General features: G+C 63.0%; 22 protein-coding genes. 9 read left to right on the top strand and 13 right to left on the bottom strand.

Going from position 1 to position 24,171, the window contains the following annotated elements; genetic code table 11:
* Nucleotides 1–36 precede the first annotated feature (36 nt).
* The 9 genes from WH367_RS23350 to xseA form a co-directional block, all read right to left on the bottom strand.
* Nucleotides 37–675, bottom strand: a complete 639-nt coding sequence (locus WH367_RS23350; protein ID WP_339537892.1) for a sulfite oxidase heme-binding subunit YedZ — start codon at nt 673–675, stop codon at nt 37–39.
* 13 nt (nt 676–688) lie between these two features.
* Complete coding sequence (msrP, locus tag WH367_RS23345) at nt 689–1,669, bottom strand: protein-methionine-sulfoxide reductase catalytic subunit MsrP (protein ID WP_339537891.1); 981 nt, start codon at nt 1,667–1,669, stop codon at nt 689–691.
* Between the two features lie 290 nt (nt 1,670–1,959).
* On the bottom strand, nt 1,960–3,372 hold the full coding sequence (locus tag WH367_RS23340) for an insecticidal delta-endotoxin Cry8Ea1 family protein (RefSeq protein ID WP_339537890.1): 1,413 nt from the start codon (nt 3,370–3,372) through the stop codon (nt 1,960–1,962).
* A 1,177-nt stretch (nt 3,373–4,549) separates the two neighbouring features.
* The gene (locus tag WH367_RS23335; RefSeq protein WP_339537889.1) at nt 4,550–7,027 is read right to left on the bottom strand and encodes a TonB-dependent siderophore receptor; all 2,478 of its coding nucleotides are present in this window, start codon (nt 7,025–7,027) and stop codon (nt 4,550–4,552) included.
* A gap of 164 nt (nt 7,028–7,191) precedes the next feature.
* Complete coding sequence (locus tag WH367_RS23330; protein WP_339537888.1) at nt 7,192–8,199, bottom strand: FecR domain-containing protein; 1,008 nt, start codon at nt 8,197–8,199, stop codon at nt 7,192–7,194.
* Between the two features lie 10 nt (nt 8,200–8,209).
* Nucleotides 8,210–8,767, bottom strand: coding sequence for a sigma-70 family RNA polymerase sigma factor (locus WH367_RS23325; RefSeq protein ID WP_339519596.1), 558 nt, complete (start codon nt 8,765–8,767; stop codon nt 8,210–8,212).
* A gap of 29 nt (nt 8,768–8,796) precedes the next feature.
* Entirely contained in the window at nt 8,797–11,049 is a 2,253-nt protein-coding gene (locus tag WH367_RS23320; protein ID WP_339537887.1) for a TonB-dependent receptor, read from the bottom strand.
* Between the two features lie 240 nt (nt 11,050–11,289).
* The gene (locus WH367_RS23315; protein ID WP_021026539.1) at nt 11,290–11,871 is read right to left on the bottom strand and encodes a superoxide dismutase; all 582 of its coding nucleotides are present in this window, start codon (nt 11,869–11,871) and stop codon (nt 11,290–11,292) included.
* A gap of 216 nt (nt 11,872–12,087) precedes the next feature.
* A complete protein-coding gene (gene xseA / locus WH367_RS23310) occupies nt 12,088–13,443 on the bottom strand; it encodes an exodeoxyribonuclease VII large subunit (RefSeq protein ID WP_339537886.1) in 1,356 nt (451 codons plus the stop codon).
* A 615-nt stretch (nt 13,444–14,058) separates the two neighbouring features.
* On the opposite strand from xseA, the gene WH367_RS23305 reads away from it, so the two are divergent.
* The 7 genes from WH367_RS23305 to adk all read left to right on the top strand — a co-directional run bounded on the left by WH367_RS23305 (nt 14,059) and on the right by adk (nt 19,071).
* A complete protein-coding gene (locus WH367_RS23305) occupies nt 14,059–14,679 on the top strand; it encodes a MotA/TolQ/ExbB proton channel family protein (RefSeq protein WP_339537885.1) in 621 nt (206 codons plus the stop codon).
* Between the two features lie 19 nt (nt 14,680–14,698).
* Nucleotides 14,699–15,115: an ExbD/TolR family protein gene (locus tag WH367_RS23300; RefSeq protein ID WP_021026537.1), complete on the top strand. Its 417-nt coding sequence runs from the start codon at nt 14,699–14,701 to the stop codon at nt 15,113–15,115.
* Nucleotides 15,116–15,157: 42 nt separating this feature from the next.
* Complete coding sequence (lpxK, locus tag WH367_RS23295; RefSeq protein ID WP_339537884.1) at nt 15,158–16,279, top strand: tetraacyldisaccharide 4'-kinase; 1,122 nt, start codon at nt 15,158–15,160, stop codon at nt 16,277–16,279.
* 8 nt (nt 16,280–16,287) lie between these two features.
* Nucleotides 16,288–16,485, top strand: a complete 198-nt coding sequence (locus WH367_RS23290) for a Trm112 family protein (RefSeq protein WP_027010813.1) — start codon at nt 16,288–16,290, stop codon at nt 16,483–16,485.
* 163 nt (nt 16,486–16,648) lie between these two features.
* Nucleotides 16,649–17,245 (top strand): hypothetical protein, encoded by a 597-nt coding sequence (locus WH367_RS23285; RefSeq protein ID WP_339537883.1) that lies wholly within the window; start codon nt 16,649–16,651, stop codon nt 17,243–17,245.
* A gap of 157 nt (nt 17,246–17,402) precedes the next feature.
* Nucleotides 17,403–18,197 (top strand): 3-deoxy-manno-octulosonate cytidylyltransferase, encoded by a 795-nt coding sequence (gene kdsB, locus WH367_RS23280; RefSeq protein ID WP_339537882.1) that lies wholly within the window; start codon nt 17,403–17,405, stop codon nt 18,195–18,197.
* Between the two features lie 217 nt (nt 18,198–18,414).
* Entirely contained in the window at nt 18,415–19,071 is a 657-nt protein-coding gene (adk, locus tag WH367_RS23275) for an adenylate kinase (RefSeq protein WP_021024925.1), read from the top strand.
* Between the two features lie 96 nt (nt 19,072–19,167).
* Here adk and WH367_RS23270 read toward each other — a convergent pair whose 3' ends face one another.
* Entirely contained in the window at nt 19,168–20,193 is a 1,026-nt protein-coding gene (locus WH367_RS23270) for an asparaginase (RefSeq protein ID WP_339537881.1), read from the bottom strand.
* Between the two features lie 114 nt (nt 20,194–20,307).
* Here WH367_RS23270 and lexA point away from each other — a divergent pair, with 114 nt between their 5' ends.
* Both lexA and WH367_RS23260 read left to right on the top strand, forming a co-directional pair.
* Nucleotides 20,308–21,024 carry a transcriptional repressor LexA gene (lexA, locus tag WH367_RS23265; RefSeq protein ID WP_339519581.1) on the top strand — a complete coding sequence of 239 codons (717 nt, stop codon included), beginning with the start codon at nt 20,308–20,310 and terminating at the stop codon, nt 21,022–21,024.
* Between the two features lie 144 nt (nt 21,025–21,168).
* On the top strand, nt 21,169–21,759 hold the full coding sequence (locus WH367_RS23260) for a hypothetical protein (RefSeq protein WP_339537880.1): 591 nt from the start codon (nt 21,169–21,171) through the stop codon (nt 21,757–21,759).
* A gap of 427 nt (nt 21,760–22,186) precedes the next feature.
* On the opposite strand, the gene WH367_RS23255 is transcribed toward WH367_RS23260, so the two are convergent.
* The 3 genes from WH367_RS23255 to WH367_RS23245 are packed head-to-tail and all read right to left on the bottom strand — an operon-like array spanning nt 22,187 to nt 24,077.
* The gene (locus WH367_RS23255; RefSeq protein WP_339537879.1) at nt 22,187–22,822 is read right to left on the bottom strand and encodes an FMN-dependent NADH-azoreductase; all 636 of its coding nucleotides are present in this window, start codon (nt 22,820–22,822) and stop codon (nt 22,187–22,189) included.
* Nucleotides 22,823–22,880: 58 nt separating this feature from the next.
* On the bottom strand, nt 22,881–23,606 hold the full coding sequence (locus WH367_RS23250; protein WP_339537878.1) for an SDR family oxidoreductase: 726 nt from the start codon (nt 23,604–23,606) through the stop codon (nt 22,881–22,883).
* Between the two features lie 33 nt (nt 23,607–23,639).
* Nucleotides 23,640–24,077 (bottom strand): carboxymuconolactone decarboxylase family protein, encoded by a 438-nt coding sequence (locus WH367_RS23245; protein ID WP_027010670.1) that lies wholly within the window; start codon nt 24,075–24,077, stop codon nt 23,640–23,642.
* Between the last annotated feature and the right edge of the window lie 94 nt (nt 24,078–24,171).

Raw genomic sequence — 24,171 nt, 5'->3', positions numbered from 1 at the left:
CACTGGAGGCAGGCGCGTTTGAAATGGCCAATCCAGTCAGACCCTGGCAGCCTTGGCTGCCGCTTGCATCTGCTTGCGCTTTTGGAACACCCAGCGCGCCGCCAGCAGCCCGGCAAGGATCAGCCCGTAGAGCCACACCTCGGCAAAGTTGTTCTTGCCCGAGCGCATCCACCAAAAGTGCAGCACGGCCAGCGCAGCCGCCCCATACACCGCGCGGTGCAGCATCTGCCAGCGCTTGCCGCCCATGCGCCGGATGATCTTGGGCACCGAGGTAATGGCCAGCGCCAGCAGGATCAGCCAGGCCAAGGTGCCCACAAGGATAAAGGGGCGCTTGATCAGGTCGTCGACGATCGCGGACCAGTCCACCCCCATGTCAAACACCACATAAGCCAGCCAGTGCAAGCTGGCGTAGAAGAAGGCATAGAGGCCCAGCATGCGGCGGTAGGCCGCCAGCCCGTTCCAGCGCAGCCACTGCCGCAAGGGGGTGACTGCCAGCGCAAAGCAGATAAAGCGGATGGCCCAGTCGCCCAGCGAACGCAGCAGTGCCTCAGCCGGGTTGGCCCCCAGGCCATCGGTCGCGGCCAGATAAAACAGCCAAGCCGCTGGCACCAGGCACAACAGGTGCAGCAGCAGCCGCTGCACAGCTTTGGCAGAAAAACGTGAAGGCTTGGGCATCGGCATGTACGCGTCAGTAGTTCTTGCGCAGATCCATGCCAGCGTACAGCTGGCCCACCTGGGCTTCGTAGCCATTGAACAGCAAGGTCTTGTGGCGCTTGGCAAACAGGCCGCCTTCACCGATGCGGCGCTCGGTCGCCTGGCTCCAGCGCGGGTGCGGCACATCGGGGTTCACATTGGAGTAAAAGCCGTACTCATTGCGCGCTGCCTTGTTCCAGGCGGTGCCCGGCTGCTTCTCCACCACACGGATGGTCACGATACTCTTGGCGCTTTTGAAGCCGTATTTCCAGGGCAGCACCAAGCGTACCGGCGCACCATTTTGCGGGGTCAAGGTCTTGCCGTACATGCCAAAGGCCAGCAGGCTGAGCGGGTGCATGGCCTCGTCCATGCGCAGTCCCTCGGTGTAGGGCCAGTCAAGCACACCGCTGCGCAGGCCAGGCATCATCTTGCTGTCGGCCAAGGTGACGAACTCCACATACTTGGCGCTGCCTTGCGGCTCCACCTGCGCCAACAATTTGGACAGCGAGTAGCCCACCCAGGGGATCACCATGGACCAGCCCTCAACACAGCGCAGGCGGTAAATGCGTTCTTCCTGGGCGCTCAGCTTGAGCAGCTCTTCGATATCAAAGGTCTTGGGTTTGTTGACCAGGCCTTCGACCCGCACCGTCCAGGGCCTTGTCTGCAAGGTGTGGGCGTAGCGCGCCGGGTCGCTTTTGTCGAGGCCAAACTCGTAGTAGTTGTTGTAGGTGCTGGCATCCTGGAAGGATGTGGGCGTCTCCATCGATATCGCACCGGGCACCGTAGAGCGAACGGTGCTGATTGCTTGCGTGCCATCGGACTTGGCCGCTTGCGCCCAGGCGCCGCCTGCGGCCAGCGCCGTGCCGCCTGCCGCACCGAATTTGAGCAGGTCGCGACGGCTCAGATACAGATGCTGAGGCGTGATGTCGCTGCTGCTGCCGTGGTCAAAGCCCGCGTTGTTGGTACGTATCAGCATGGGTATCGCTCCTGAAGTCGGTAGATGCAGATGAGGCTGGTCAGCAGGCCTGCCTCGGTTACCTCTAATAGACACTATCTTCAGCGCAAAGATCTCAAGCGCTGCTCAGTATTTGTTAAACAAAAAGTTATAAATACAGCGGACCGCGGCTGCTTGACTGCCAATGACGCTCTGCAAAACCCCATGCCGTGGTCCGCATGCAGACGCGGGCGGCCAAATGCATTTCACTGGGCAAAGATTTTGCAGAGGAACGCTCACCGTTCTTTTTCAAGCTGGGTCATTGAGTTTCGCTATATTAAACCATGGTTGGGAATAGCTTCATCCTCCAGCCACTTCAGCACCTGCGGCGCAATCTTGGGTGCAATGCTGTTGAGGGCTTCGCGGGGCATGGGAGCGCCACTGGGATGAATCAGTTGAAACCCGAGTACGCAGCCACGGACAGCTCCTTCAGCGGCCCCCATTCCGATACCCACGTGACGAATTGAGGACAGCCGATGCCCAGAATAAGAACTATCAAACCTCCTGATAGGCGTGTCATCATCAGCATCTCTACCTACTTTCGTCCAGCGCCCATCATTGCTACGAAATCTCATTTGATACACACCTGCTGTAGCTTCCGCAGTAACCCTATTGATATATTTTCCCACCCGCACATTGTGGGAATTACTGATTCTGGAGCCGGAACTCATGACACTGCCATCTTCATACATCGCATCAAAACCGAATATAAAACGCGTGCGCCATTGCATTCTATCCCAGACTTCAAGGCTACTCAGCGGGGAGGATGGACGCCTCCACACTGGAATAACATCAGGCCTGCTATTTTTTCGCCCCAACCAGCCAATGACGGGCGTAAATATCTCGCGATCGAGTTTAATACGAGATTTACCAGGATAGCGAATCGGATCAAGATTCGCCCAGGTATCGCGCAGGTCAAGCACCGTCAACTGATATTTTGTTTTCTCTATCAGCATCGCGGACAAAGGCATGTTTTGCGCCAAGCCGACGGTAGAGTGCGGGTTATCTCTGCGCGCTTTATCGATGGTGGACGAGGCATGGGTATCCACATAGATGGTATACCGTCTGATCAGCACAACCATTTCACTTGTGTATCTAGCCACAAGCCCGTCACTCAGACCAATATCTCGTCCTTTGAGCACCATATCTCTCAGCAATGCCAAATGAAGGGTAGCAGCGATCGCAAACAGAGGCAGCAGCGCAGCCTCCTCTCCTCTGACTTGAAACCCCGGAACCATGGCCGTAAATTGCGTATTGGCAGCGATGCTTTGAGCCCTAATTTCGTCACTATTTCCACTTTCAATAGCAATCTTATAGAGGCGACTGACTTCAGAAAGACCGACCAGATCCCTCTGAGCCAATCTCAACAATGCATCTGAAATCCTGGCTCTCATCAGGCGGTTCCACATCTGCTCCGGTGACTCACCAGAGCTGGGTATAAACGATGCACCCAAAAATGACAAAAATCCGCCGATCACCGGTACTGCAAACGCACCAATGAGAATGCTCTCTCGTAAAACATCATAGATATCCCCCGCCAAACCAGACTGACGTACTTCGTCTTGCATAGGCAAATCATCATTGGCATAGACAAGCCCCGCAGTTGATAAGACAGATGCCCCAGCTGCGGCTCGTTGTATGAAAACTCTGCGCCCTGATGATGTCTCGAATTTTGCTTTTTTCATCGCTCATCTCCCACAATCCAGCTGATTAATATCAGCGTAGATTGATCACAACCAATAATAATATCCGGCACGCTTAAGGATACTTTGCACTTGCAGGCCAGAACGTTGGTAGCCAACTATAAATTATGTAGACATTGCTCACCTCCTCTGCCTAAAAGGCAGTCATCAATCCACTGAACATTGAACCAACCTTCCACTAGGATGGGCCGATACTAATAGACTGAAATTTTTGGTGCTCACATCAATTGTCTGTAATTGCTACCAACTCAATAATACGATCCATTCAAGCCATACATTTAGCCGATCAAAATTTATCAGAACATGCTTCGCGTACCCCACACCTTCATGCCTGCATGCTCCTAAATCTCATTTTTGATTCTCTACAAACTGTCACCTGCTCCGCACCTGTGACCGGATAGTTGTCGCCAAGCTGCATCTGAAAAATCGTGGGGACTGACTAGTAAATCCAAACAAATACTTACACTTATATAGGCATACTCCGCACTTGCTATAAAAACCTTTTGTTGCAATATCACCATGCAGATTACTGCGAAGCAATCCACTTAAGACTCGATGGAAACAAGGCACTCGGTATTCATCAGTACGACCTCGCTGTGAGACAGTGAAGACCTGTTCAAAGTCCCCTACCCACTGCATTCAGCATCTTGGTGAATCAGAATCGCTGTCTGAACGATGTCAGTTGCGAGCGTTGCAACGCCCTCAGTGAGGTGCAGGAGAGTGAATGCAGGGGAAGGCTCCGTGCAAGGTGGAGCCGTATGTCATGTTCTGTGCCGCGCTGCGCCGGATCAGAAGCAGAGCCTGTGGGCCATACCGCTCCACTAGTTGCCCAAGTGGCGCACAGTGCCTGCGTACTTTTCGATGTGGAACATATCCGGCGCAGCGATCTGCCTGTTGCAGGCATAAAAATCGCGACGCTGTGAGCGTGCAGCTAGGTGGCCCAGACATTCTGGATGGACAGGTCACCGTGCAGATCGCCAGGCAAAGTGGACGACACAGGTGGAGGGTGATGCCCTAACGCAGGGCAGTCCAGCGCAGCCTCAAGTGGCTGGTGATGCGCAAGCGATGGAGGAAAAACTGCGAGCTTGCCCAACAGCAGTCCGCAGCTCCTCCATTTGGCCTTGTTGGCGCTACAGCGCAAACGACGGCGAACAGGCGCTTAGAACTTATAGCGCGCCGAAAGGTAATAGCTGCGCGGATCCCCATACACGCCCGTGCCATACGAGCCCATGCCCGGCATATAGGTCTTGTTCAGCACATTGCTCAGGTTCAGCGCTACCGACAGGTGCGAGTCCACCTCCCAGCGCGCCATCAGGCCCAGCAAGGTGTAGGCCGGCTGGGTGGCGCGCCACTGGGTGTCGCCCGCTTGCTGGTAGTAGGTCTCGCTCTGCCAGCTGAGCGACCCGCCCACCGTCACGGGGTTCCACTGGCCGGGCAGACGGTAGCTGGAGCTGAGCTTGACCAGGTGCTTGGGCTGGTTGGTGTTGACGGCGCTCAGGATCACATCGGGCTGGTAGCCCAAGGTGGACTCGCGGTAGGTGTAGCCCGCATACACATTCCAGGCCGGGGTGACCTGGCCGGAGACCTCCATCTCCACGCCCCGGCTCTTGACGCCCTTGGCCGCGATGTAGATTTCTTCGCCAGTGGCGGGGTTGGAATCCACATACTGCGCGGCATTGTTTTGCTGGGTGTGGAACAGCGCGACCGAGGTGTTGAGCTTGCCATCCAGCAGCGCGCCCTTGATGCCGATCTCCTGGCTCTTGCCGGTGAGCGGCGGCAGCGCCGCACCGCCCGCATCCTTGTAGTAGGTCTGCGGGTTGAAGATATCGGTGTAGCTCGCATAGGCCGACCACTGCTTGCTGAAGTCATAGACCACGCCGGCATAGGGAATGACCTTGTGGTTTACCTTCAACCGGTCGTTGAGCGTGTAGGCGCTGCTTGCCAGATCGGTCTCGCCATCGACCAGGCGGTACCAGCTCAGCCGCGCGCCCAGGATGACGGACAGCGCATCGGTGGGGCGCAGGCGCACAGCACCAAACGCACCTTTTTCGGTGACGCGGGTATCGCGGTCGCTGATGCGATTGAATTGCGGCTCCGGTGCATTGCCTTGCCATTCAAAATAATTGTCCACGGGGTCGTAGCTGGAGGTATAGCCCGGCGCGCCACGGCGCCCGCGCGACCAACCCGCCCCCAAAGTCAGCTCATGGCTGCGGCCCAGCAGCTCGAACGGGCCTGACAGCACGGCGTTGAGCGAGTCGGTGGTCGAGGTGGTGGGGATTTTGACTGAGAGTCGGTTGATGCCCTGCCCCGTCACCGGATCGAGCTCCCCATAGGCCGCCACACCCACCTTTACATCACGGCTTTGGCGCAGGTGGCTGCCAGCCAGCTCCAGCTTCCAGCCGTTGTCAAACACATGTTTCAGATCGGCAAACAGGTTGCTGCTGTCGTTGTTCCAGTACGACCAGCGCGTAGCCGGGTTGAGCGAGGTCGGGAAATGCGTCTGCCGGCCATCCGAGAAAAACAGCGGCAGATGGCCATAGCTTGCGCCGTCAGCACGGGTCTGCATGTAGTCAATGCCCAGCGCTGCCGTGGTATGGGGCGCCAGGTCGGCCTCCACAATGCCATAGAGGTTGCGGGTATCGCGGCTGTAGTAGTTCACATGCGAATCGGCATTCTGCGCGGCGGCCACCATGCGCGCCCGCACGCTGCCATCGGCGTTCAGGGGTCCGGATACATCGGCCACACCGCGTTGCTTGCTCCAGGATCCCACACCACCTTCCAGCGAGGCCTGGAACTCCTTGGTGGGCCGCTTGCGCACCAGATTGACCACTGCACTGGGGTTGCCAGCGCCGGTCAACAGGCCGGTAGCACCTTTGACCACCTCCACCCGGTCGTAGATGGCGCTGTCGGCCAAAGACGTGGTGTACTGGCTGGCCGAGTCCATCGTATTGGGCATGCCGTCAAACTGGAAGTTCTCGACGGTAAAGCCGCGCGAGTAGAAGGTCGCGCGCTCGCTGTCATTGCGGCCCACGGTAATCCCGGTCACCTTGTCCAGAATCTCGGGCAGGTTGCTCAGGCCCTGGTCGTCCATCTGCTGGCGGGTGATTACGGTCACCGACTGCGGCGTCTCGCGCAAGGACAAGCCCATGCGCGTTGCCGTGCTGGATTCCGCTGCCGTGTAAGAACCCGTGTGCTCCGAAGCGGCCACCCGGTCGGCCTGGGCCTGCACCACCACCGGCGCCAGCACCATCTCGCCCGCCACCGGGGCCGGGCTGGCCGCCGCGCGCTTGCGCAGCACATAAGAGTGGTCGCCCGCAGGCACGGCCTCCAGCCCGGTTCCCGCCAGTAGCAGCTGCAGTGCCTGGGCCACGGGCAGCTGCCCGCGCACGCCGGGCGATTGTGCGGCGCTCAGCAGCTCGGGCGTGCCGCTGACGCTGACACCGGTTTGCGATGCAAAGGCCACCAGCGCGGCTGGCAGTGGCCCGGCCGGCACCTGCAAGGATTGCACCGCGCCCGCAGGTGCAGTGGCCTGCTCGGCGGCGGTTTGGGCATGGGCCGGCACGGCCAGCCCCAGCATGGCGCTGACGCCCATGGTGATGACGGCGGCTCGCACCGCGCGGGCCAGGGTCGATGGCATGGGCTGCGCTCCCGCTAGGGTGGGGTGAGGACGATAAGAAACGGTTGGCATAAGGCTTCCTGCTTGGGGTCGGTACAGATGAATTCGCTGTCTCTATGCAGGACAGCCGACCGCACCCAAAGGGGCCAACTTGGCAGAAAATTTTTAAAAGTGCTGTGTAAAGTTCAGTGCGACAAGGGCAGCACCGTGATCCAGTAAAGGGTTCGGGCACTGATCTGCACCGGCAGCAGATGGGCCAGGTTGGCCAGCACCGCGTCGGTGTCGGCCAGTTGGAACGCGCCCGAGATGCGCAGCGCCGCCACCTGCGGGTCGCAACGCAACCAGCCTTTGCGGTAGCGGCCCAGCTCGGCCAAAAAGGCATCCAGGCGCATGTTGTCGGCCGCCAGCACGCCTTGCGTCCACTGGCTGGCCCCAGCCTGCGCGGCCTGTGGCTGCCCTGCTTCGCGGTCGCTAAAGCGCAGTTGCTGGCCGGCCTGCAAGCGCAGTGCTGCAGCGCCGCCGCGTGGCCGCACCTCCACCGCATCCTGCTGCACGGCCACATCGCTGTAGCCATCACCACAGCGCACACTAAAGCGCGTGCCCAGTGCACGTACCTCACCCTGCTCGGTGGTCACCATAAATGGCCTTGCGCTGGCCTGCGGATCGGGGGCCGTCTCCACATAGAGCGCGCCAGCGCGCAGATGGATGCGGCGCTGCAGCGCATCGAACTGCACATCGGCCGCACTGGCGGTGTCCAGCACCATGCGGCTGCCATCGGCCAGCGTCCAGCTGCGCCATTCGCCAGTGGCGGTGGCGTGGCTGGCCGTCCACTGCTGCACCGCGGCCATGCGCCAGGCCAGCCAGCCCGCGGGCACCGCCGTGATCAGCACTGCCAGCGCGCGCACGGTATCACGGCGCGTGGCACGGCGCTGGGGCCGCGTCAGCGCGGGCGAGCCCAGCGATGCCGGAATGGAGCCCGCCTGCAGACTGACAGCCATCGCCCGCTGCCAGGCACGCTCATGCGCAGGGGATTGCGCCCGCCAGCGTGCCAGCGCGGCCTGGGCATCGGCGCTGCCGGCCTCCTCTTGCAGACGCACAAACCATTCGGCCGCCTGCATCGCCACCTCGCGGGTGATGAGGGGCGTGGCCGCAGGCGCGGGCACGGGCGCGGGCGGCGGATTCCAGACGCTCATGGCGGCAACCTCAGTCCGCCAGCAAAATGCACTCGGCCATGGCCTGGGCCATATAGCGCTTGACCGAGCGCAGGCCCACGCCCAGCACCTGGGCAATCTCGGCATAGGTCAGGCCGTCGATCTGCGAGAGGATGAACACCGCCCTTACCTTGGCCGGCAGTGCATCGAGCATCGCATCGACCTCCTGCAAAGCTTGCAGAATGGCCAGTTGCCGCTCGGGCGAGATGGCCTCGGGCTCGGGCAACACCGCCAGCGCCTGCAGATAGGCCTGCTCCAGCGACTGCCTGCGCAGGTGGTTGACCAGCACATGCTTGGCCACCGTGGCCAGGTAGGCACGCGGGGCGCGCAGCGCAGCGGCCGGCGGCGTAGCCGCGCTGGCATCGCCATGGCTGGCAGCGGGGCTCAGCAGCCGCACAAAGGTGTCTTGCGCCAGGTCTGCAGCCTGGTGCGCATCACCGAGCCGGCGGCGCAGCCACCCTTGCAGCCAGCCATGGTGCTCCACATAGAGCGCGGCAATATCGGGCAGCACGGGCGCAGGCTGCAGGGGCACGGGGCTGGTCGCAGTCATGGGGCACACCGCATTCCGGCTCTCAGCGCTTAGAAGTCCACACTGGCGCTGACCGTGAAGGTGCGCGGGTTGGACAGCACCAGGTAGCCGGTCGAACCCACCGAGGCCCAGTAGTTGCGGTTGGCTGCGTTCTCCACGCGGGCGCGCAAGGTGACCAGGCGGCCGTCGATTTCGGTCAGGTAGCGCGCGCCCAGGTCAAAGCGGGTCCAGCCTGCCACTTGCAAGGTATTGGTCGCATTGGCATAGCTGCTGCCAGTGGCCACCGCGCGGCCATCCAGGCTCAGTCCACGTACGCCCGGCACATCCCATTCCAGGCCCAGATTGCCTTGCTGGCGGGGCACGCCAATCACGCGCTTGCCGGCATTGGGGTTGTTGCCATCGGCTAGTTGCTTAGCATCCAGCCAGGTGACACCGCCCAGCACACGCAGGCCGCGTGTGACCTGGCCAAACACATTCAGCTCCAGGCCACGGTGGCGGTCCATGCCTTCAGGGCCGTAGACGCCCGAGATGGAATTGCGGAACACACGCGGCTTGTCGGTGGTGAACCAGGCCAGGCCCGCGCCGATATCGCCACCGTCCCACTTCAGGCCCACTTCCTTTTGCTTGGAGACATAGGGCGCCAGCGCCGCGCCGGCATTGGCCACCGGCAGGCCCGAAGACAGCGCCGGTGCAATCTCGCCCGGGGTCAGGCCTTCGATGTAGTTGGCGTAGAGCGATACCCGCTCGGCCGGCTTGAAGACCACGGCCGCCATCGGGCTGGTGCGGCTCTTGTCCACCTTGGGCGCTGCAATGCCGGTGTTGTAGGCAAAGGTCTGCGTCTCGATGGTCTGGTGGCGCACACCCAGCGTGAGCAGCAGGCGCTCATCGAACATCGACAGGGTGTCCGACAAGGCCAGGCTCGACAGCTTGATGCGGGCCTGCACGGCCGGGTCGTCCAGATCGTTCGAGCTGGTGCCCAAGGGCGGTGCCGCGCCATAGACCGGGTTGTACAGATTGGTGGCCAGCGCGCTGGCTGCGGGCTGCGAGTAGAAAGCGTTCTTGCGCTTGTCCGAGAAAGCCGAGGCTGCCAGCACGATGCTGTGGCCAATGCTGCCGGTGGTCAGCTTGCCGCGCAGGCCGACTTCGCCGGTGAAGATGTCATCGGCGCGGGTATTGTCAAAGCGCCCTTGGGTGCCGCTGCCGGTGCTGCCATTGTTCAGGGTCAGGCTGGCGAGCGAATTGCGTTCGCGGCCAAAGCGTGCACCGCCGGCCACCCAGGCGGTGAGCCGGCTGTTGATGTCGTACTCGGCGCGCACCGAGCCAAAGCTGTCGCGCTCGTTCGAATAGGTCCAGGGCTGGGCAAAGTTTTTACTGTTGTCCGGGGCGCTTGGCACCTGGGTCACCGCGGCGCCCAAGGTCACATTGGGGCGTGGCGTGGTCAGCTTGTGGCTTTGGTAGCCCACATCGGCCGACAGGCGCAGATTGCTGGAGCGCCAGTCCATCCCCAAGGACACCACACTCAGATCGACGCCTTCGTCGTCGATCGTGGTATCGCCCTTGCGCTTGGCCACGTTGAGGCGCAGGCCGGTGGCCTGGTCGGGGCCAAAGCGGCGGCTGATGTCGGCCGCGGCATAGCCTTGCGCGCCGCTGGAGCCACCCACGCTGACCCGCGTCAGCGGCTCGTTCGAGGCGCGCTTGGGCAGCAGGTTCAGGGCGCCGCCAATGCTGTCACCGGCGGGGGATGCCCCATTCAAAAAGCCGCTGGCGCCGCGCAGCAGCTCTACGCGCTCAAACAGCTCTGCCGACACATACTGTCGCGGCAGCAGGCCGTAGAGGCCGTTGTAGGCAATGCTGTCCGAGCCCAGCACAAAGCCGCGCACAAAATACGATTCCTGGAAGTTGCCAAAACCGCGCGAGACCCGCACCGAGGCATCGTTTTGCAGCACATCGCCCACGCTGCGCGCCTGCTGGTCGCGGATCAGATCCTGGGTGTAGGCCGTCGTCGAGAACGGCGTGTTCATGATGTCTTCGGTGCCCAAAATGCCCACGCGGCCGCCGCGCGCCACCTGGCCGCCGGCATAGGCCTTGGACAGGCCCTGCGCCGATGCATCGGCACTGGCGTTGACGGTCACCGTCGGCAAGACGCTGTCTTCGCCGGCAGCTGGCGCCACTGCGGCGGTGGTGGGAGCGGTGTCAGCAGCGCCCTCCTGGGTTTGGGCCAAAGCGGGGGCAGCGGCAAAAGACACCAGCAGAGCGACTGCGCCAGCCACCGGGTGGAGCGCAAAACGGGAAGCAAAAAACATACAGACAACCAGCCAAGAAGCAAATGAGACTGATTATCAATCATGCATCTGAGCGCCCCGGCAAACTGGCGCAAATCAGGGGCTTTGTCAGAGGCAAGTGTTGCCTGTAGCTGACAGACTGGGCACTGGCGTTGCTGCACCGCCCTGCCCCCAAAAAGCAAAAGGCCGGATGCGGTGCAGTGCACCATCCGGCCTTTTCTCTGATCGGGTGTGCCCGGCCATCCAGCCGGGCAGCCGCTATCAGGCGAAATTGCTTTCCGCAAACTTCCAGTTCACCAGCTTGTCGAAGAAGGTTTCAACAAACTTGGGGCGGGCATTGCGGTAGTCGATGTAGTAGGCATGTTCCCAGACGTCAACGGTCAGCAGCGCTTTGTCGTCGGTGGTCAGCGGGGTGCCAGCGGCGCCGGTGTTGACGATGTCCACCGAGCCATCGGGCTTCTTGACCAGCCAGGTCCAGCCCGAGCCAAAGTTGCCCACGGCCGAAGCCTGGAAGGCCTTCTTGAACTCGGCGTAGCTGCCCCACTTCTTGTTGATGGCATCGGCCAGCGCGCCGCTTGGCTCAGCGCCGCCGCCGGGGGTCATGCAGTTCCAGAAGAAGGTGTGGTTCCAGATTTGAGCGGCCTGGTTGTAGATACCACCGGTCGCCTTCTTGATCACGGCTTCCAGTTCCAGGTTCTCGAACTCGGTGCCCTTTTGCAGCTCGTTGAGCTTGTCCACGTAGGCCTTGTGGTGCTTGCCGTGGTGGTATTCCAGCGTTTCCTGGCTGTAAGCAGGGGCCAGGGCATCAATCGCATAGGGCAGTGGTGGCAGAGTGCGTTCCATCGTGGTTTCCTCGTGGTTGGTATGGTTTCAAAGCCGGGCCAGGCGGTGTTGACAAACACCGGCCAGCCTGCAGCCTCAGTGGTCGATTGTAAAAAGGAAAATCGACCCGTTTATGAATACGGGTTCAGCCCATTTACTATGACGACGATAGCATGCGAGCCAGACGGCACGGCGTCAGAATCCACCGCCAATCGATCGCCTGCATACCGAACCAACTTAGACCAGCAGGCGCTGGGTCGCCACCATATCGACGCTGCCATCGGCCAGCTCGGCATGCAGGGCCTTGCCCGGTGTCGCCTGCGTTACCGAGCTCACCACCTGGCCTTGCATGTCGGTCAGCAAGGCATAGCCCCGTGACAGCACCTGGCGCGGGTTGAGCAGCTCCAGCCGCGCATGCAATTGCGCCAGGCGCTGCTCGCTGCGCTCCAGATGGCGCCCGGCCACCGCCGGGAACACGCTGGCCAGGTGCTGCACCCGCTTGTCCTGCCCATGCAACTGGCTTTGCGCAGCACTTTGCAGGCGGCGGCCCAGGCGGTCCAGCATCTGCTGCTGGCCATGCACCAAGGACGAAGGCCTGCCGATCTGGCGGGCTGCCATGTCCAGGCGCTGCTGCTGGCGGTCCAGATGGCGCTCAACACCATCGGCCAGGCGCTGCTCGGCGAGCTGCAGCGCAGCCAGCCAGACATCGCGCGGCTGGCAGACCAGCTCGGCAGCGGCCGTGGGCGTGGGCGCGCGCAGATCGGCGCAGAAATCGGCGATCGTGAAGTCGGTCTCATGCCCCACGCCGCTCACCAGCGGCACCGGGCTTTGCACCACGGTGCGGGCCAGTTGCTCATCGTTGAAGGCCCAGAGGTCCTCCAGCGAGCCACCGCCGCGCACCAGCAAGATGGTGTCGATGGGCACCGCCGGCGCGTCAATGCTCAGGCGGGCGTCATAGGCGATCTGGGCCTCGGCCAGGCGGTAGAGCTTTTGCAGCGCAGCCACCATCGATGGCGCGGCCTGCGCGCCCTGCACCAGCGCGGGCACCAGCACCACCGGCAGTTGCGGCACGCGGCGGCGCAAGGCCGTCACCACATCGTGCAGCGCCGCCGCGCCCAGCGAGGTGACGATGCCGATGCCGCGCGGCATCAGCGGCAGCTGCCGCTTGCGCTCGCTGTCAAACAGGCCTTCGGATTCGAGCTGCGCCTTGAGCCGCAGGAACTGCTCAAACAAGGCCCCCTGCCCGGCCCGGCGCATGCCTTCGACAATCAGCTGCAGATCGCCGCGCTGTTCATAGACCCCCAGCTTGCCGACCACCTCGACCAGCTCGCCGTCGCGCGGGTTGAAGTCCAGCGCCTGCGCAGAGCGGCGAAACATCGCGCAGCGCACCTGGCCGTTGGCATCCTTGAGGTTGAAGTAGCAGTGGCCGCTGGCCGCGCGCGAGAAACCGCTGAGCTCCCCGCGCACCTCCACCGGGTTGAAGCGCGCCGCCAGCGCATCGGCCACCGCCCGGCACAGCGCGCCCACCTCCCAGATACGGGGGCTGGGGGCGGCATTGGCAGCGGCAGTGGGCGGGTAGTGTGTGGTGTCCATAAAAATGGCCGGCTTGGCGCCAGGCTCGGCGCGGCAGAAATCAGGAGAGGTGGGTGTTGGTTGCGCCGCAGCGCGGCATGCAGCAGACATGGTAGCGGCTGGAGCTTGCGCCAGGGATCCAGCGGGCTGGCCATCGTTTGCCAGATGCAGAGGCTCCGTTATCGGAAGGGGCTGCCAATTAGCTGCCAAAGCAACCACTGGCAGCGGCATTTTTTCCCGTCACAGCAACGACATAGAGGCCATGGAAGGCTCAAAAATCGCCTTTTCCCACACCTCCAATGCGCAGTAGTCCACAAGAGAGCGGCTCTGTGACAGCGTCATGCATACGTCATACTCTGTAGCACAAAATATTGAACCTACGTACAAGCTTTTGATTTTTCGATATTTTTATCAGCTTATTTTTTAAGCAATCTAAGAAAAACCCCGTAAATTGGGCAATTTTTCCGGCTGATGACACATTACCCACAAAGTTATCCACATTTTTTGTGGATGACTGGGCCTTTCCGGCATCCCGGGACTGTGGGTTGGACGCAGCGCCAGCGCCGATTTTAGGCGGACCGGCAGTGGCCTTGGGCCATAATGGCCGCTGAAAAAAGAAAGAGCGGAGAGAGAATCTTGTTTTCCATCATTCAAGCAGCAGGCTGGCCCATCTGGCCCTTGATTGCCTGCTCCATCCTGGCCCTGGCATTGATCGTTGAGCGCTTTGTGGCCTTGAAAGCTGACAAAGTCGCCCCGGCCAACCTGCTGCAGGAAGCCATGTCCGTCTCTGCCAATGGGGTGCCCAGCGCCGAAGTGGTGAACCAGCTCGGCCAGAACTCGTCGCTGGGCGAGGTGCTGGCCAGCGGCCTGCGCACCATCACCTTGGAGCCCCGCATCTCGGAGGCCGACCTGCGCGCCACGCTGGAGAGCACCGGCCGCCGCGAAGCGCAAAAGCTCGAAAAGTCCCTCACCGCCCTCGCCACCATCGCATCGGCCGCGCCGTTGCTGGGCCTCTTGGGCACGGTGATCGGCATGATCGAGATCTTTGGCTCGCAAAGCGGTGGCGGCAACAACCCCAGCATGCTGGCCCATGGCATCTCGATCGCGCTGTACAACACCGCTTTCGGTCTGATGGTGGCCATCCCTGCCCTCATTTTCTGGCGCTACTTCCGCAGCCGGGTCGATGGCTATCTGCTCACCCTGGAGCTGTCGGCCGAGCAGTTTCTGCGCCACCTGAACAAGCTGCGCCGCAGCTGATCGCCGGGCAGGAGCCAGCATGAACTTTCGCCCCCGCACCACGACCGAGCCCGAGATCAACCTGATCCCGTTCATTGATGTGCTGCTGGTCGTGCTCATCTTCCTGATGCTCTCGACCACCTACAGCAAATTCACCGAGCTGCAGCTGACCTTGCCGACCGCCAATGCCGAGCAGCTGCGCGACCGGCCCAAGGAAATCATTGTCTCCGTCGCTGCCGATGGCCGTTACGCCGTGGGCAAGGTCGCGCTGGAAGGCAAGACCGTGGCCGACATGGCCGAAGCGCTGCGCAATGCCGCCACTGCCGGCAAGGACAGCGTGATCATCATCAGCGCCGATGCGCTGGCGCCGCACCAGTCCGTGGTCTCGGTGATGGAGGCCGCCCGCCGCGTGGGCCTGCAGCAGATCACCTTTGCCACCCAGACGGCCGCACGCTAAACCCCAGGCCCCGCGCCTGGGCAGTGCTAGCATGCAGCCTGCATGACCGTCCCGCCCCCTCCCAATCCTTCGCCCTCAGCTGCTGCCACGCGCCCCCGCTCGGCGCGCATCACCGATGCTTGGCAGCGCAAAGGCCCGCTGACCATCGCGCTGCTGCCGCTGTCCTGGTGCTATGCGGCGCTGGGCGCGCTGCGCCGCGCCCTTTACCGCGCCGGTCTGTGCAAGGCCTACCGCGCGCCGGTGCCCGTGGTGGTGGTGGGCAATGTGATCGCCGGGGGCGCGGGCAAGACGCCTGTCACGCTGCACCTGGTACAGGCCTTGCAGGCCCAGGGCTGGCGGCCAGCGGTTATCTCGCGCGGCTATGGGCGCAACAACAGCAAAAATCCCAATGCTATCGCCGTCACCCCTGGCAGCAACCCGCGCCTGGTGGGCGATGAGCCCTTGCTGATCGCCCAGCGCGGTGGCGTGCCGGTGTATGTGGCTGCGCTGCGGGCCACGGCCGCCCAGGCGGCCCTGAAGGCGCACCCCGATGTCGATGTACTGGTCTGCGACGATGGCCTGCAGCACCTGGCACTGGCCCGCGATGTAGAGATTGCCGTCTTCAACGCACAAGGCATTGGCAATGGCTGGCAGTTGCCGGCTGGGCCACTGCGCGAACCTTGGCCCCGGCGGCTGGATATTGCGCTCTACGCCGGCCCAGCGCCCCAGCACCTGGCCGCCACAGGTGCAGCGGCCTGGCCGCTGCAGCGCAGCCTGGCCTGCTATGCCGTTGGCCAGGATGGCCGCCGCCATGCGCTTGCCGATCTGCGCGGCCGGCCGGTGCATGCGCTGGCCGCCATTGCCTATCCGCAGGAGTTTTTTGCGATGCTGCAAGCCCAGGGCCTGCAGCTCGCCCGCAGCGATGCACTGCCCGACCATGCGCCGCTGGACGACCCGGCCTGGCTGGCAAGCCTCGGAATCGCCGCGACCAGCGCACCTACAATAGGAGCACCCGATGCCCCCGTGCTGCTGTGCACCGAAAAGGATGCGCACAAGCTCTGGCGCATTGCCCCGCATGCGCTGGCTGTGCCGCTGGAGGTTGCCATCGACCCGGCCTTTGGCCAGCATGCCGATGCACTGCTGCGCCAGCGCCAGCCCGCATCGCCCCCTGTTAAGAAAGACTGATTGCTGCTATGGACCCGAAACTGCTCGAACTGCTGGTTTGCCCCGTCACCAAAGGCCCCCTGCGCTATGACCGCGAGCGCCAGGAGCTGGTCTCGCGCAGCGCGCGCCTGGCCTACCCGGTGCGCGATGGCATGCCCATCATGCTCGAAGGCGAAGCGCGCCCGCTCAGCGACGAAGAAATCGACGCCTTAGCTGCGGCAGATTAAGCTTTGATGAAGTTGCGGCCCCACCAGGGCCGGCATGGCCGTCCGCACAGGCAAACCCCAATAGCGGTTTTGTAAAAAAAAGACACAATTTGCTGAAAATTTAGGCACGCCGCCCCTGCGGGCAAGCCTTGTGGATTGCATCCATTACTTTCAGCACATTGCCATGCATACCCTGATTCTCAAGAAAACCGACAAAGGCATGGAGGCGCTGCGCGCCCGGGATCCCTCGTTGCCGCACCGCATGCGACCGGCCTTCATCATGTTTGATGGGCAAAAAAGCATTGAGCAGGTGATGGCACTGTCGCCGTCGGCGGGCGGACAGCTGCAGGTGCTCGAAGACATCAAGCAGCTGCTGCAGCAAGGCCTGCTGGAGTTGCTGCGCCCCAGCGACGCGGGCCAATGGCCCTCCAGTGCCAGCGACATCATTGACAGCCTGGCCGCCCCTGCGCCCACGCCGCCGCCCGCTGCCGCAGCCGCCCCAGCTGCTGCGCAGGCCACAGCCACCCAAGCGGCTGCCGCCATCAGCAATCCCAGCGAGCGCTATATCAAGGCCTATGCCGCTGCCAGCCAGCTGGTCAGCGGCCTGGGGCTCAAGGGCTTTCGGCTGCAGCTGCAACTGGAAAAAGCCCAGGGCTATGACGGCCTGGTCGCCATCCTGCCCAAGCTGCGCGAGATGATCGACGCCAAGAAGCTGCGCCCCATCGAAGCCATTCTGTTTGGCAGCAACGAGACCAATACGCCTGTCAAGCCTGCGCCCTGAGCTCGGGCGCCGCAGCAGCGGCGGCTGCCTGGGTAGGTGGCTTGCCGCTGTCGGGCCTGGTCGGCTGCGACTAGCTGGTCGCACCTTGTCGGCCACCTCGCCGGCTGCCCTCCTCGCTACAATTTACGTCAGCTTCACTCTCCTCTCCTTTAGCACCATGGCATCCGCTCCCCCGCCGTTTACTGTCTTGATTCCTTCGCGCATGGCCTCCTCGCGCCTGCCCAACAAGCCCTTGGTTGATATCGCCGGTCTGCCCATGGTGGTGCGCGTGGCCAGGCGCGCGCAAGAGAGCGCTGCCCAGCGCGTGGTGGTGGCTGCAGATGACGAGCGCATCATCGACGCCTGCAAAAAGCATGGCGTGCAAGCGGTGATGACCTCACCCAAGCACCCCAGTGGCAGCGACCGCCTGGCCGAGGCCTGCAGCCTGCTGCAATTGGGTGGTGATGACATCGTGGTCAATGTGCAAGGCGACGAGCCCTTGATCGCGCCGGCGCTGATCGATGCGGTCGCAGCGCTGCTCAGCGAGCGGCCCGAGGCCAGCATGGGCACCGTCGCGCACCCAATCGCTGATCTGGAGTCGCTGCTCAGCCCCAATGTCGTCAAGGTGGTGCTCGATGCCCAGGGCCTGGCCAGCTATTTCAGCCGCGCGCCCATCCCCTGGGGTCGTGATTTTGTCAATGTCGCCTGGTGGAAGAACCCCGGCACCACCGGCACGCCCGGTTTTGCGCCGCTGCACCATATGGGCATCTACAGCTACCGCGCCCAGTTTTTGCATACCTTCCCCACGCTCAGCCAGGCCCCAACCGAGCAGATCGAGATGCTCGAGCAGCTGCGCGCGATCTGGCATGGCCACCGCATCGCCGTGCATGTGACGCGGCAGATCCCCGGCTCGGGCGTTGATACGCCCGAAGACCTGGTGCGCGTGCGCCAGCTGCTGGGCGCGGTGATGTAACCCGCGTGCCTGCCCTGCACCGCAACGGCCACCGATGCAAGCACACGGTAAGCTAAAAGGCGCAGCATGCCTGTCTTGCGCAGCCGAGACACGGTATTGGCGCCAGTTCGCTGACAATCCCCTGATGCGTGATATGCTCAAGCCCAGTTTTTTTGTGTAAAAGCGGGCTTTAGTGCCCGCTTTTGCCGTGCAAGTTTTTTATTCTCCAAGGACCGTCATGAAATTAATTCTTTTGGGAGCACCCGGCGCCGGCAAAGGTACGCAAGCTGCCTTCATCTGCCAAAAATACGGTATTCCGCAGATTTCCACCGGCGACATGCTGCGCGCCGCCGTGAAGGCTGGCACGCCGCTAGGCCTGCAGGCCAAGGCCGTGATGGACGCCGGCCAGCTGGTCAGTGACGATCTGATCATCAATCTGGTCAAGGAACGTATCGCCCAGGCCGACTGCGCCAATGGCTTCCTGTTTGACGGCTTCCCCCGCACCATCCCCCAGGCCGACGCGATGAAGGCCGCTGGCGTCAAGCTCGACTATGTGCTGGAGATCGATGTGCCGTTTGAAGCCATCATCGAGCGCATGAGCGGCCGCCGCAGCCACCCCGCTTCCGGCCGTACCTACCACGTCAAGTTCAACCCGCCAAAGACCGAAGGCCTGGACGATGTGACGGGCGAAGCCCTGGTGCAGCGCGAAGACGACAAGGAAGAAACCGTCAAGAAGCGCCTGGACGTCTACAGCAACCAGACCCGCCCCTTGGTGGACTACTACAGCAGCTGGGCCGCCCAAGACCCGGCCGCAGCCCCCAAATACCGCGCCATCAGCGGCATGGGCTCGGTCGAAGAGATCACGCAACGCGCCATTGCCGCGCTGCAGGCCTGATAAGTCGCTCGGACTTATCCGCACCGCCACTGTCTTGCGACAGTGGCTTTTTTATGCCTGTCCCCGTCATCAGCAAGCAGGCCTTCGGTACCTGCGCTAACCCTTGGCTTGGGTCTGTGCCTGCACCAGCGCCAGCTGCAAACTCACCCGGCATTTGTAGGGCGTCAAGGCCACCGCCAAGTCTTTTTGCAGATCGGCCACCCCGGGTAATACCGCATCGCTGATCACCCCATCGCTGCAGCGGCTGCTGCGCCATACCGGCAAACCTTGCTGGCGTGCACGCACCATGGCCTCCAGCAGCACCTGATGCACGGTGCCATTGCCGGTGGTCGCCACCACCAGGCCGTCGATGCCCTGTGCCTGTAGCGCCTCCACCAGCCCCGGGCGCAGTCCCGCGTGGCTGGTGACGATCTCCACCCAAGGCCAGGGCTGGCTGGCCGGTACTGGCAAGGCGGCCAGCCACTGGCTGCCGCTGTAGCCGTCCGCTGCGCCTGGTGCCTGCGGCGCATAGCCCTGGCGCAGGCGCACGGTCACGCCATCCACCCAGCCCAAGGGGCCCTGCTCGCCCGATGAAAAGGCCAGCAAGCGGTGCGGATGCAGCTTTTGCAGCCAGCGCGCGCTGTGCAGCTCGCCGCCGCCCGTCACGGCCACTACCTCCCGCAGCAGCGGTTGGCCATCCGCATCCAGCGCCGCTGCGGCGGCCACGGCATCCTTGAGGTTTTGCGGGCCATCGGGCATCAGCGCATTGGCCGGGCGCATGGCGCAGGTCAGCACCACGGGCTTGGCCAGGCGTCCTAAAACGCAGTGCAGGAACCAGGCCGTCTCTTCGAGCGTATCGGTTCCGTGGGTGATAACAACAGCGCGCACGGTCTCATCGCGCATGGCCGCATCGCAGCGCTTGAGCAGCGCATGCCAGACCTCGTCATTCATGTCCTTGCTATCAATTTGCGCTATCTGCACCGCATCCAGCGGGCCTGCCGCAGCTGTCTCGATACCGCTCACACCCGCCAGCAAGGCCGCAATGGACAGTTGGGCTGCGCGGTATTGGCCGGGTTTCTCGGCGTCATCGGCCATGCCGGCAATGGTGCCGCCGGTGCCGATGATCAAAATTTTTGGCTGCAAGGCTTGCCTCCTGCAAAAAACTGGTTAAAAATACAGGTACTGGATTGATATACAGGTGTTGGGATGCACAGTGGCTTTGCTTCTGCCCGGCACCGCAGATCACACGGAGATCTTATGCGAGACCATCCCAAACTGACCGCGCGCCAACAAGAAATTCTGGACCTGATCCAGACCGCCATTTCGCGCACCGGCGCCCCGCCAACGCGCGCCGAGATTGCCAGCAAGCTGGGCTTCAAATCGGCCAATTCGGCAGAAGACCACCTCAAGGCGCTGGCCCGCAAGGGCGTGATCGAGCTGGTCAGCGGCACCTCCCGGGGGATTCGCCTGCAAAGCGATACCGTGCGCTCCATCAATGCCGCTCGGGGCACGCGCTTCTCCTCACCGCTGGCAGGCGTGTCCAATGCCGCCGCTGGCCTCGGCCGCGTGGTGCAAGAGCTCGCCCAGCTGGCGCTGCCGCTGATCGGCCGCGTCTCGGCCGGCTCGCCCATCCTGGCGCAAGAGCATGTCGACCAAACCTATACCGTGGAGGGCGGCCTGTTCCAGCAGCAGCCCGATTACCTGCTCAAGGTGCGCGGTATGTCGATGCGCGATGTTGGCATCATCGACGGCGATCTGCTGGCCGTCAAAGCCACGCGCGAGGCCCGCAACGGCCAGATCATTGTGGCGCGCCTGGGCGATGACGTCACCGTCAAGCGCCTGCAGCGCACCAAGGACGGCATTGAGTTGCTGGCCGAAAACCCGGATTACCTGCCCATCATCGTGCAGCCCGGCGAGCCCTTTGAGATCGAAGGCATTGCCGTGGGCCTGATCCGCAACACGATGCTGAACTAGGCCTAGCGGCCCTTCCGGCCACTTCGGCCCTCCCTTTTCTGCGCAACCCCAGGTAGCGGGCGTTGTGGGCTCTTGGCCCACAACCCTGGGGGATGCGCTCGCCCTGCGCAATCCTGCTGTTACCCGTATACCAAGGAGTTTCCTATGCTTGTAGCAGATGCATTGCGCGCGCTTGCGCCCTTTTCCCTCGTCGCTGGCCTGCCCTGGTTCCAGTCCATCCAGCGTGCCATTGTGCGCAGCAACCGCCGCCGACCCGGCCATGGCGCCGCCAATGACGGCCAGCTCGCCGCCCAGGTGCACTGCTTTGCCACCGCGTCCTCTGCCGCTGTACAGCGTGGCGCCGCCCAGCAGCTGAGCTTGCTCGAGGGCCAGGGCCTGAACATGTCCGGCGTGGATACGTCCCGCGTGGACACGTCCGGCGTAGAAACGCCCCACGCAGACAGCCCTGCCGATGAGGCCCCCGCACAGCGCCCCATCGACCGCATCCGCCTGCCGCGCAAACCCGCTGCGCGCCGCCGCCTCTCGGTAGGCGCACAGTCCCACACCCGCCCCTTCCTGTCAGTGCAGCGCTGCAGCGCCCAGGCCGCCAACGATGCCCCCATCAAGATGTACTGGGCCCAACCGGCCAGCCTGCACCGCCAAAAGGGTATGCGCTGGGCCATGTCGGGCAGCATGGCCGATATCTGTGCCGAGCTCGAACGCCTGGAACGGCTGGAACATCTGCACGCGGTCTAAGCCGGTGCCCAGGCGGGCATCAAGTCTGGCCGCCAGCATGCGTTGAAAGCTGCAAACAGAGCCAGGCGGGCCAAGGGTTTGGGCATGGGGCTCGGTGTTCCCGACCCGTCACCATGCCACAGACGACCCGATGTGCCAGTTGGTGCGGCCGGCTAGGTGCGACCGGCTAGGTGTGGCCGACCAGGTGCGGCCGGCTAGGTGTGGCCGACCAGGTGTGGCCGACCGGAGGGATTCCAGAACGGCGCTGAGAAATTCCGGGCAATGTGCAAGGCAGTTGCAACAGCGGCTCAGGGCTGCCCAGTCCAGCAGCCCCCCTTCCTGACGCCCAGGCCAGACCAGGCCGTGGTGGCGCAAGGCCCGCGTGCTCGGCAGCCCGCGCTGCCAGCCATCGCTGTCTGCGGCCCACTTGCGCCAGCCACCCGTCCTGTCAGCGCGCAGTAGCCAAAGCCTCCAGCGCCTGCTGCTTGAATGGGGCCAGCTGCTCGCGCAGCGCATCTCTGGCGCCATCCACTGCAGCAGCTACCGCATCAGGCCCAAATACCAGGCCTTGCAGCAACACAAAATGCACATTGCGGATGCCAATGGAGGCCAGCGCATAGCGCAGATAAGGCGTCAAAAAGTCTTCCTGCTTGGCACGGGGCCCCGTATGGAAGCCGCCGGAACTCACCAATACCAAGCTAGGACGGTCCTTCATCAAACCAATCTTGCCTTCGGGCGTGGATGCAAAGCTGCGGTGGATACGGATCACATGGTCCAGCCAGAGCTTGAGCGTGGCCGGCACCGCAAAGTTGTGCATGGGGGTCAGAATCATCAGCAGATCGCTGTCTTCCAGCTCCTTGATCAGCGTTTCCGACCAGGCCAGCGCGGGTGCATCTGCGCTTGCATTGGCGGTGATTGCCAGCGCATAGTCGCGGCTGATCGGCGGTATCGGTGTGGCCACCAGATCACGTTCCAGCAGCGGCTGCTGCGCAAGGCCCAGCTCGGCCAGCATATCGGCCGCCAGTTGGTAGCCATGGCTGGCCTGGCCATGGGGGCCACAGTTCAAGAGCAAGGTACGGGTCATCAGTCGTCCAATCGTTTGAAAATAATCACACCCCGGTGTCCAGCCAATGCCTGGGGCATCAAGCCGCCCTGCATTTGCAGACCCAGGCCGCCAGCGTGGTCCGTCCCAGGCGGGCAGGCCCTGTGGGGACCAGGCAGTCATCGTCCAGCAGCGCACCCCGGTAAGGCACATCGGCATCGCCCTGCACCGTGCGTGCATCGCCGCGCAAGCGCAGGTACTGCTGCATCCAGTCGGCCATCGCCATCTTCTGGGGCCCGGCCACCTCCATGCAGCCATCCAACGGCTGCGCCAGCGCAGCATCGGCCACCAGCATCGCCAGGTCCTCTGCGGCCATCGCCTGCATACGCGCTAGGGGCATGGTCAGCGCCGTGTCGGCTGCGCCGCCCTGTGCCAGCTGCGCCAGCCTTTCGTACAGGGGTGCGGCACGCAGCACGGTGTAGGGCGTGCTGCCGGCCTGGATCAGCTGCTCTCGCAGCGCCAGCGCCTGGTAGTAGCCGCTGTGCTGCAAGCGCTGCACCCCCAAGGCCGACAGCGCAATATGGTGCGCCACTGCTGCAGCGGCAATGGCAGCATTCAGCTGGCGGCATGCGCTCGCCCAGCCATCCAGCGCATCGGCCGTCTCCATCACAGGTGGATCGCGCACATCAATCAGCACCTGGGAGCCATGCAGCGCAGCTGGCAGCCTGGGGTCCACATCGGCGACCACCGGGTAGCCCAGCTGCCGCAAATTGCTGACCACCTTCGTGCCCAGCAGCTGGCAGCCGCCCAGAACCAGGACTTTCATAGGCCGTCTTGCGCCACGCGGGGAGCTAGCTTCTTAAACCGGCATCTTGCGAAAGGCAATCGCAAAGCGGTTCCAGCTGTTGATCGAGGTGATCACGGCGGTAAGCTCCATCAGCTCGGCATCCGTGAAGTGGGGGCGCACGGCGTCCCAGACGGCATCGGGCACATGGTCGTGCGAGACAAGCGTCAGCGCCTCGGTCCATTCCAGCGCGGCGCGCTCACGGTCGCTGAAGAACGGCGTCTCGCGCCAGGCGGCCACGGTGGCCAGGCGGCGGCTGGATTCGCCGGCCTTCACCGCATCGGTCACATGCATGTCCAGGCAAAAGGCGCAGCCATTGATCTGCGAGGCGCGCAGGCGCACCAGTTCCTTGAGCAGAATATCCAGGCTGCCCTTGGCAATCTGGTTTTCCACGCCCATCAGGGCCTTCATGATGGCGGGGTCGGCGGTGTAGAAGTCGAGTCGGGTTTGCATAGCTATCTCCATGGCTGGGTTGCGTCGGTGAATTCCGTTGCTGGTAGCCAGTATGCGATGGTCTTGGCCAAGCCAAAAGAGCCAAGAAATGCAA

This window comes from Comamonas sp. MYb21, from assembly GCF_037479395.1.
Classification (GTDB): Bacteria; Pseudomonadota; Gammaproteobacteria; order Burkholderiales; family Burkholderiaceae_C; genus Comamonas.
This window is presented reverse-complemented; position numbering and strand designations above follow the sequence as displayed.

Excerpts from the sequence above, each read along its gene's own strand:
- WH367_RS23350 (WP_339537892.1), bottom strand. The coding sequence starts at position 675 with ATGCCCAAGCCTTCACGTTTTTCTGCCAAAGCTGTGCAGCGGCTGCTG.
- msrP (WP_339537891.1), bottom strand. The coding sequence starts at position 1,669 with ATGCTGATACGTACCAACAACGCGGGCTTTGACCACGGCAGCAGCAGC.
- WH367_RS23340 (WP_339537890.1), bottom strand. The coding sequence starts at position 3,372 with ATGAAAAAAGCAAAATTCGAGACATCATCAGGGCGCAGAGTTTTCATA.
- WH367_RS23335 (WP_339537889.1), bottom strand. The coding sequence starts at position 7,027 with ATGCCATCGACCCTGGCCCGCGCGGTGCGAGCCGCCGTCATCACCATG.
- WH367_RS23330 (WP_339537888.1), bottom strand. The coding sequence starts at position 8,199 with ATGAGCGTCTGGAATCCGCCGCCCGCGCCCGTGCCCGCGCCTGCGGCC.
- WH367_RS23325 (WP_339519596.1), bottom strand. The coding sequence starts at position 8,767 with ATGACTGCGACCAGCCCCGTGCCCCTGCAGCCTGCGCCCGTGCTGCCC.
- WH367_RS23320 (WP_339537887.1), bottom strand. The coding sequence starts at position 11,049 with ATGTTTTTTGCTTCCCGTTTTGCGCTCCACCCGGTGGCTGGCGCAGTC.
- WH367_RS23315 (WP_021026539.1), bottom strand. The coding sequence starts at position 11,871 with ATGGAACGCACTCTGCCACCACTGCCCTATGCGATTGATGCCCTGGCC.
- xseA (WP_339537886.1), bottom strand. The coding sequence starts at position 13,443 with ATGGACACCACACACTACCCGCCCACTGCCGCTGCCAATGCCGCCCCC.
- WH367_RS23300 (WP_021026537.1), top strand. The coding sequence starts at position 14,699 with ATGAACTTTCGCCCCCGCACCACGACCGAGCCCGAGATCAACCTGATC.
- lpxK (WP_339537884.1), top strand. The coding sequence starts at position 15,158 with ATGACCGTCCCGCCCCCTCCCAATCCTTCGCCCTCAGCTGCTGCCACG.
- WH367_RS23290 (WP_027010813.1), top strand. The coding sequence starts at position 16,288 with ATGGACCCGAAACTGCTCGAACTGCTGGTTTGCCCCGTCACCAAAGGC.
- WH367_RS23285 (WP_339537883.1), top strand. The coding sequence starts at position 16,649 with ATGCATACCCTGATTCTCAAGAAAACCGACAAAGGCATGGAGGCGCTG.
- kdsB (WP_339537882.1), top strand. The coding sequence starts at position 17,403 with ATGGCATCCGCTCCCCCGCCGTTTACTGTCTTGATTCCTTCGCGCATG.
- adk (WP_021024925.1), top strand. The coding sequence starts at position 18,415 with ATGAAATTAATTCTTTTGGGAGCACCCGGCGCCGGCAAAGGTACGCAA.
- lexA (WP_339519581.1), top strand. The coding sequence starts at position 20,308 with ATGCGAGACCATCCCAAACTGACCGCGCGCCAACAAGAAATTCTGGAC.
- WH367_RS23260 (WP_339537880.1), top strand. The coding sequence starts at position 21,169 with ATGCTTGTAGCAGATGCATTGCGCGCGCTTGCGCCCTTTTCCCTCGTC.
- WH367_RS23255 (WP_339537879.1), bottom strand. The coding sequence starts at position 22,822 with ATGACCCGTACCTTGCTCTTGAACTGTGGCCCCCATGGCCAGGCCAGC.
- WH367_RS23250 (WP_339537878.1), bottom strand. The coding sequence starts at position 23,606 with ATGAAAGTCCTGGTTCTGGGCGGCTGCCAGCTGCTGGGCACGAAGGTG.
- WH367_RS23245 (WP_027010670.1), bottom strand. The coding sequence starts at position 24,077 with ATGCAAACCCGACTCGACTTCTACACCGCCGACCCCGCCATCATGAAG.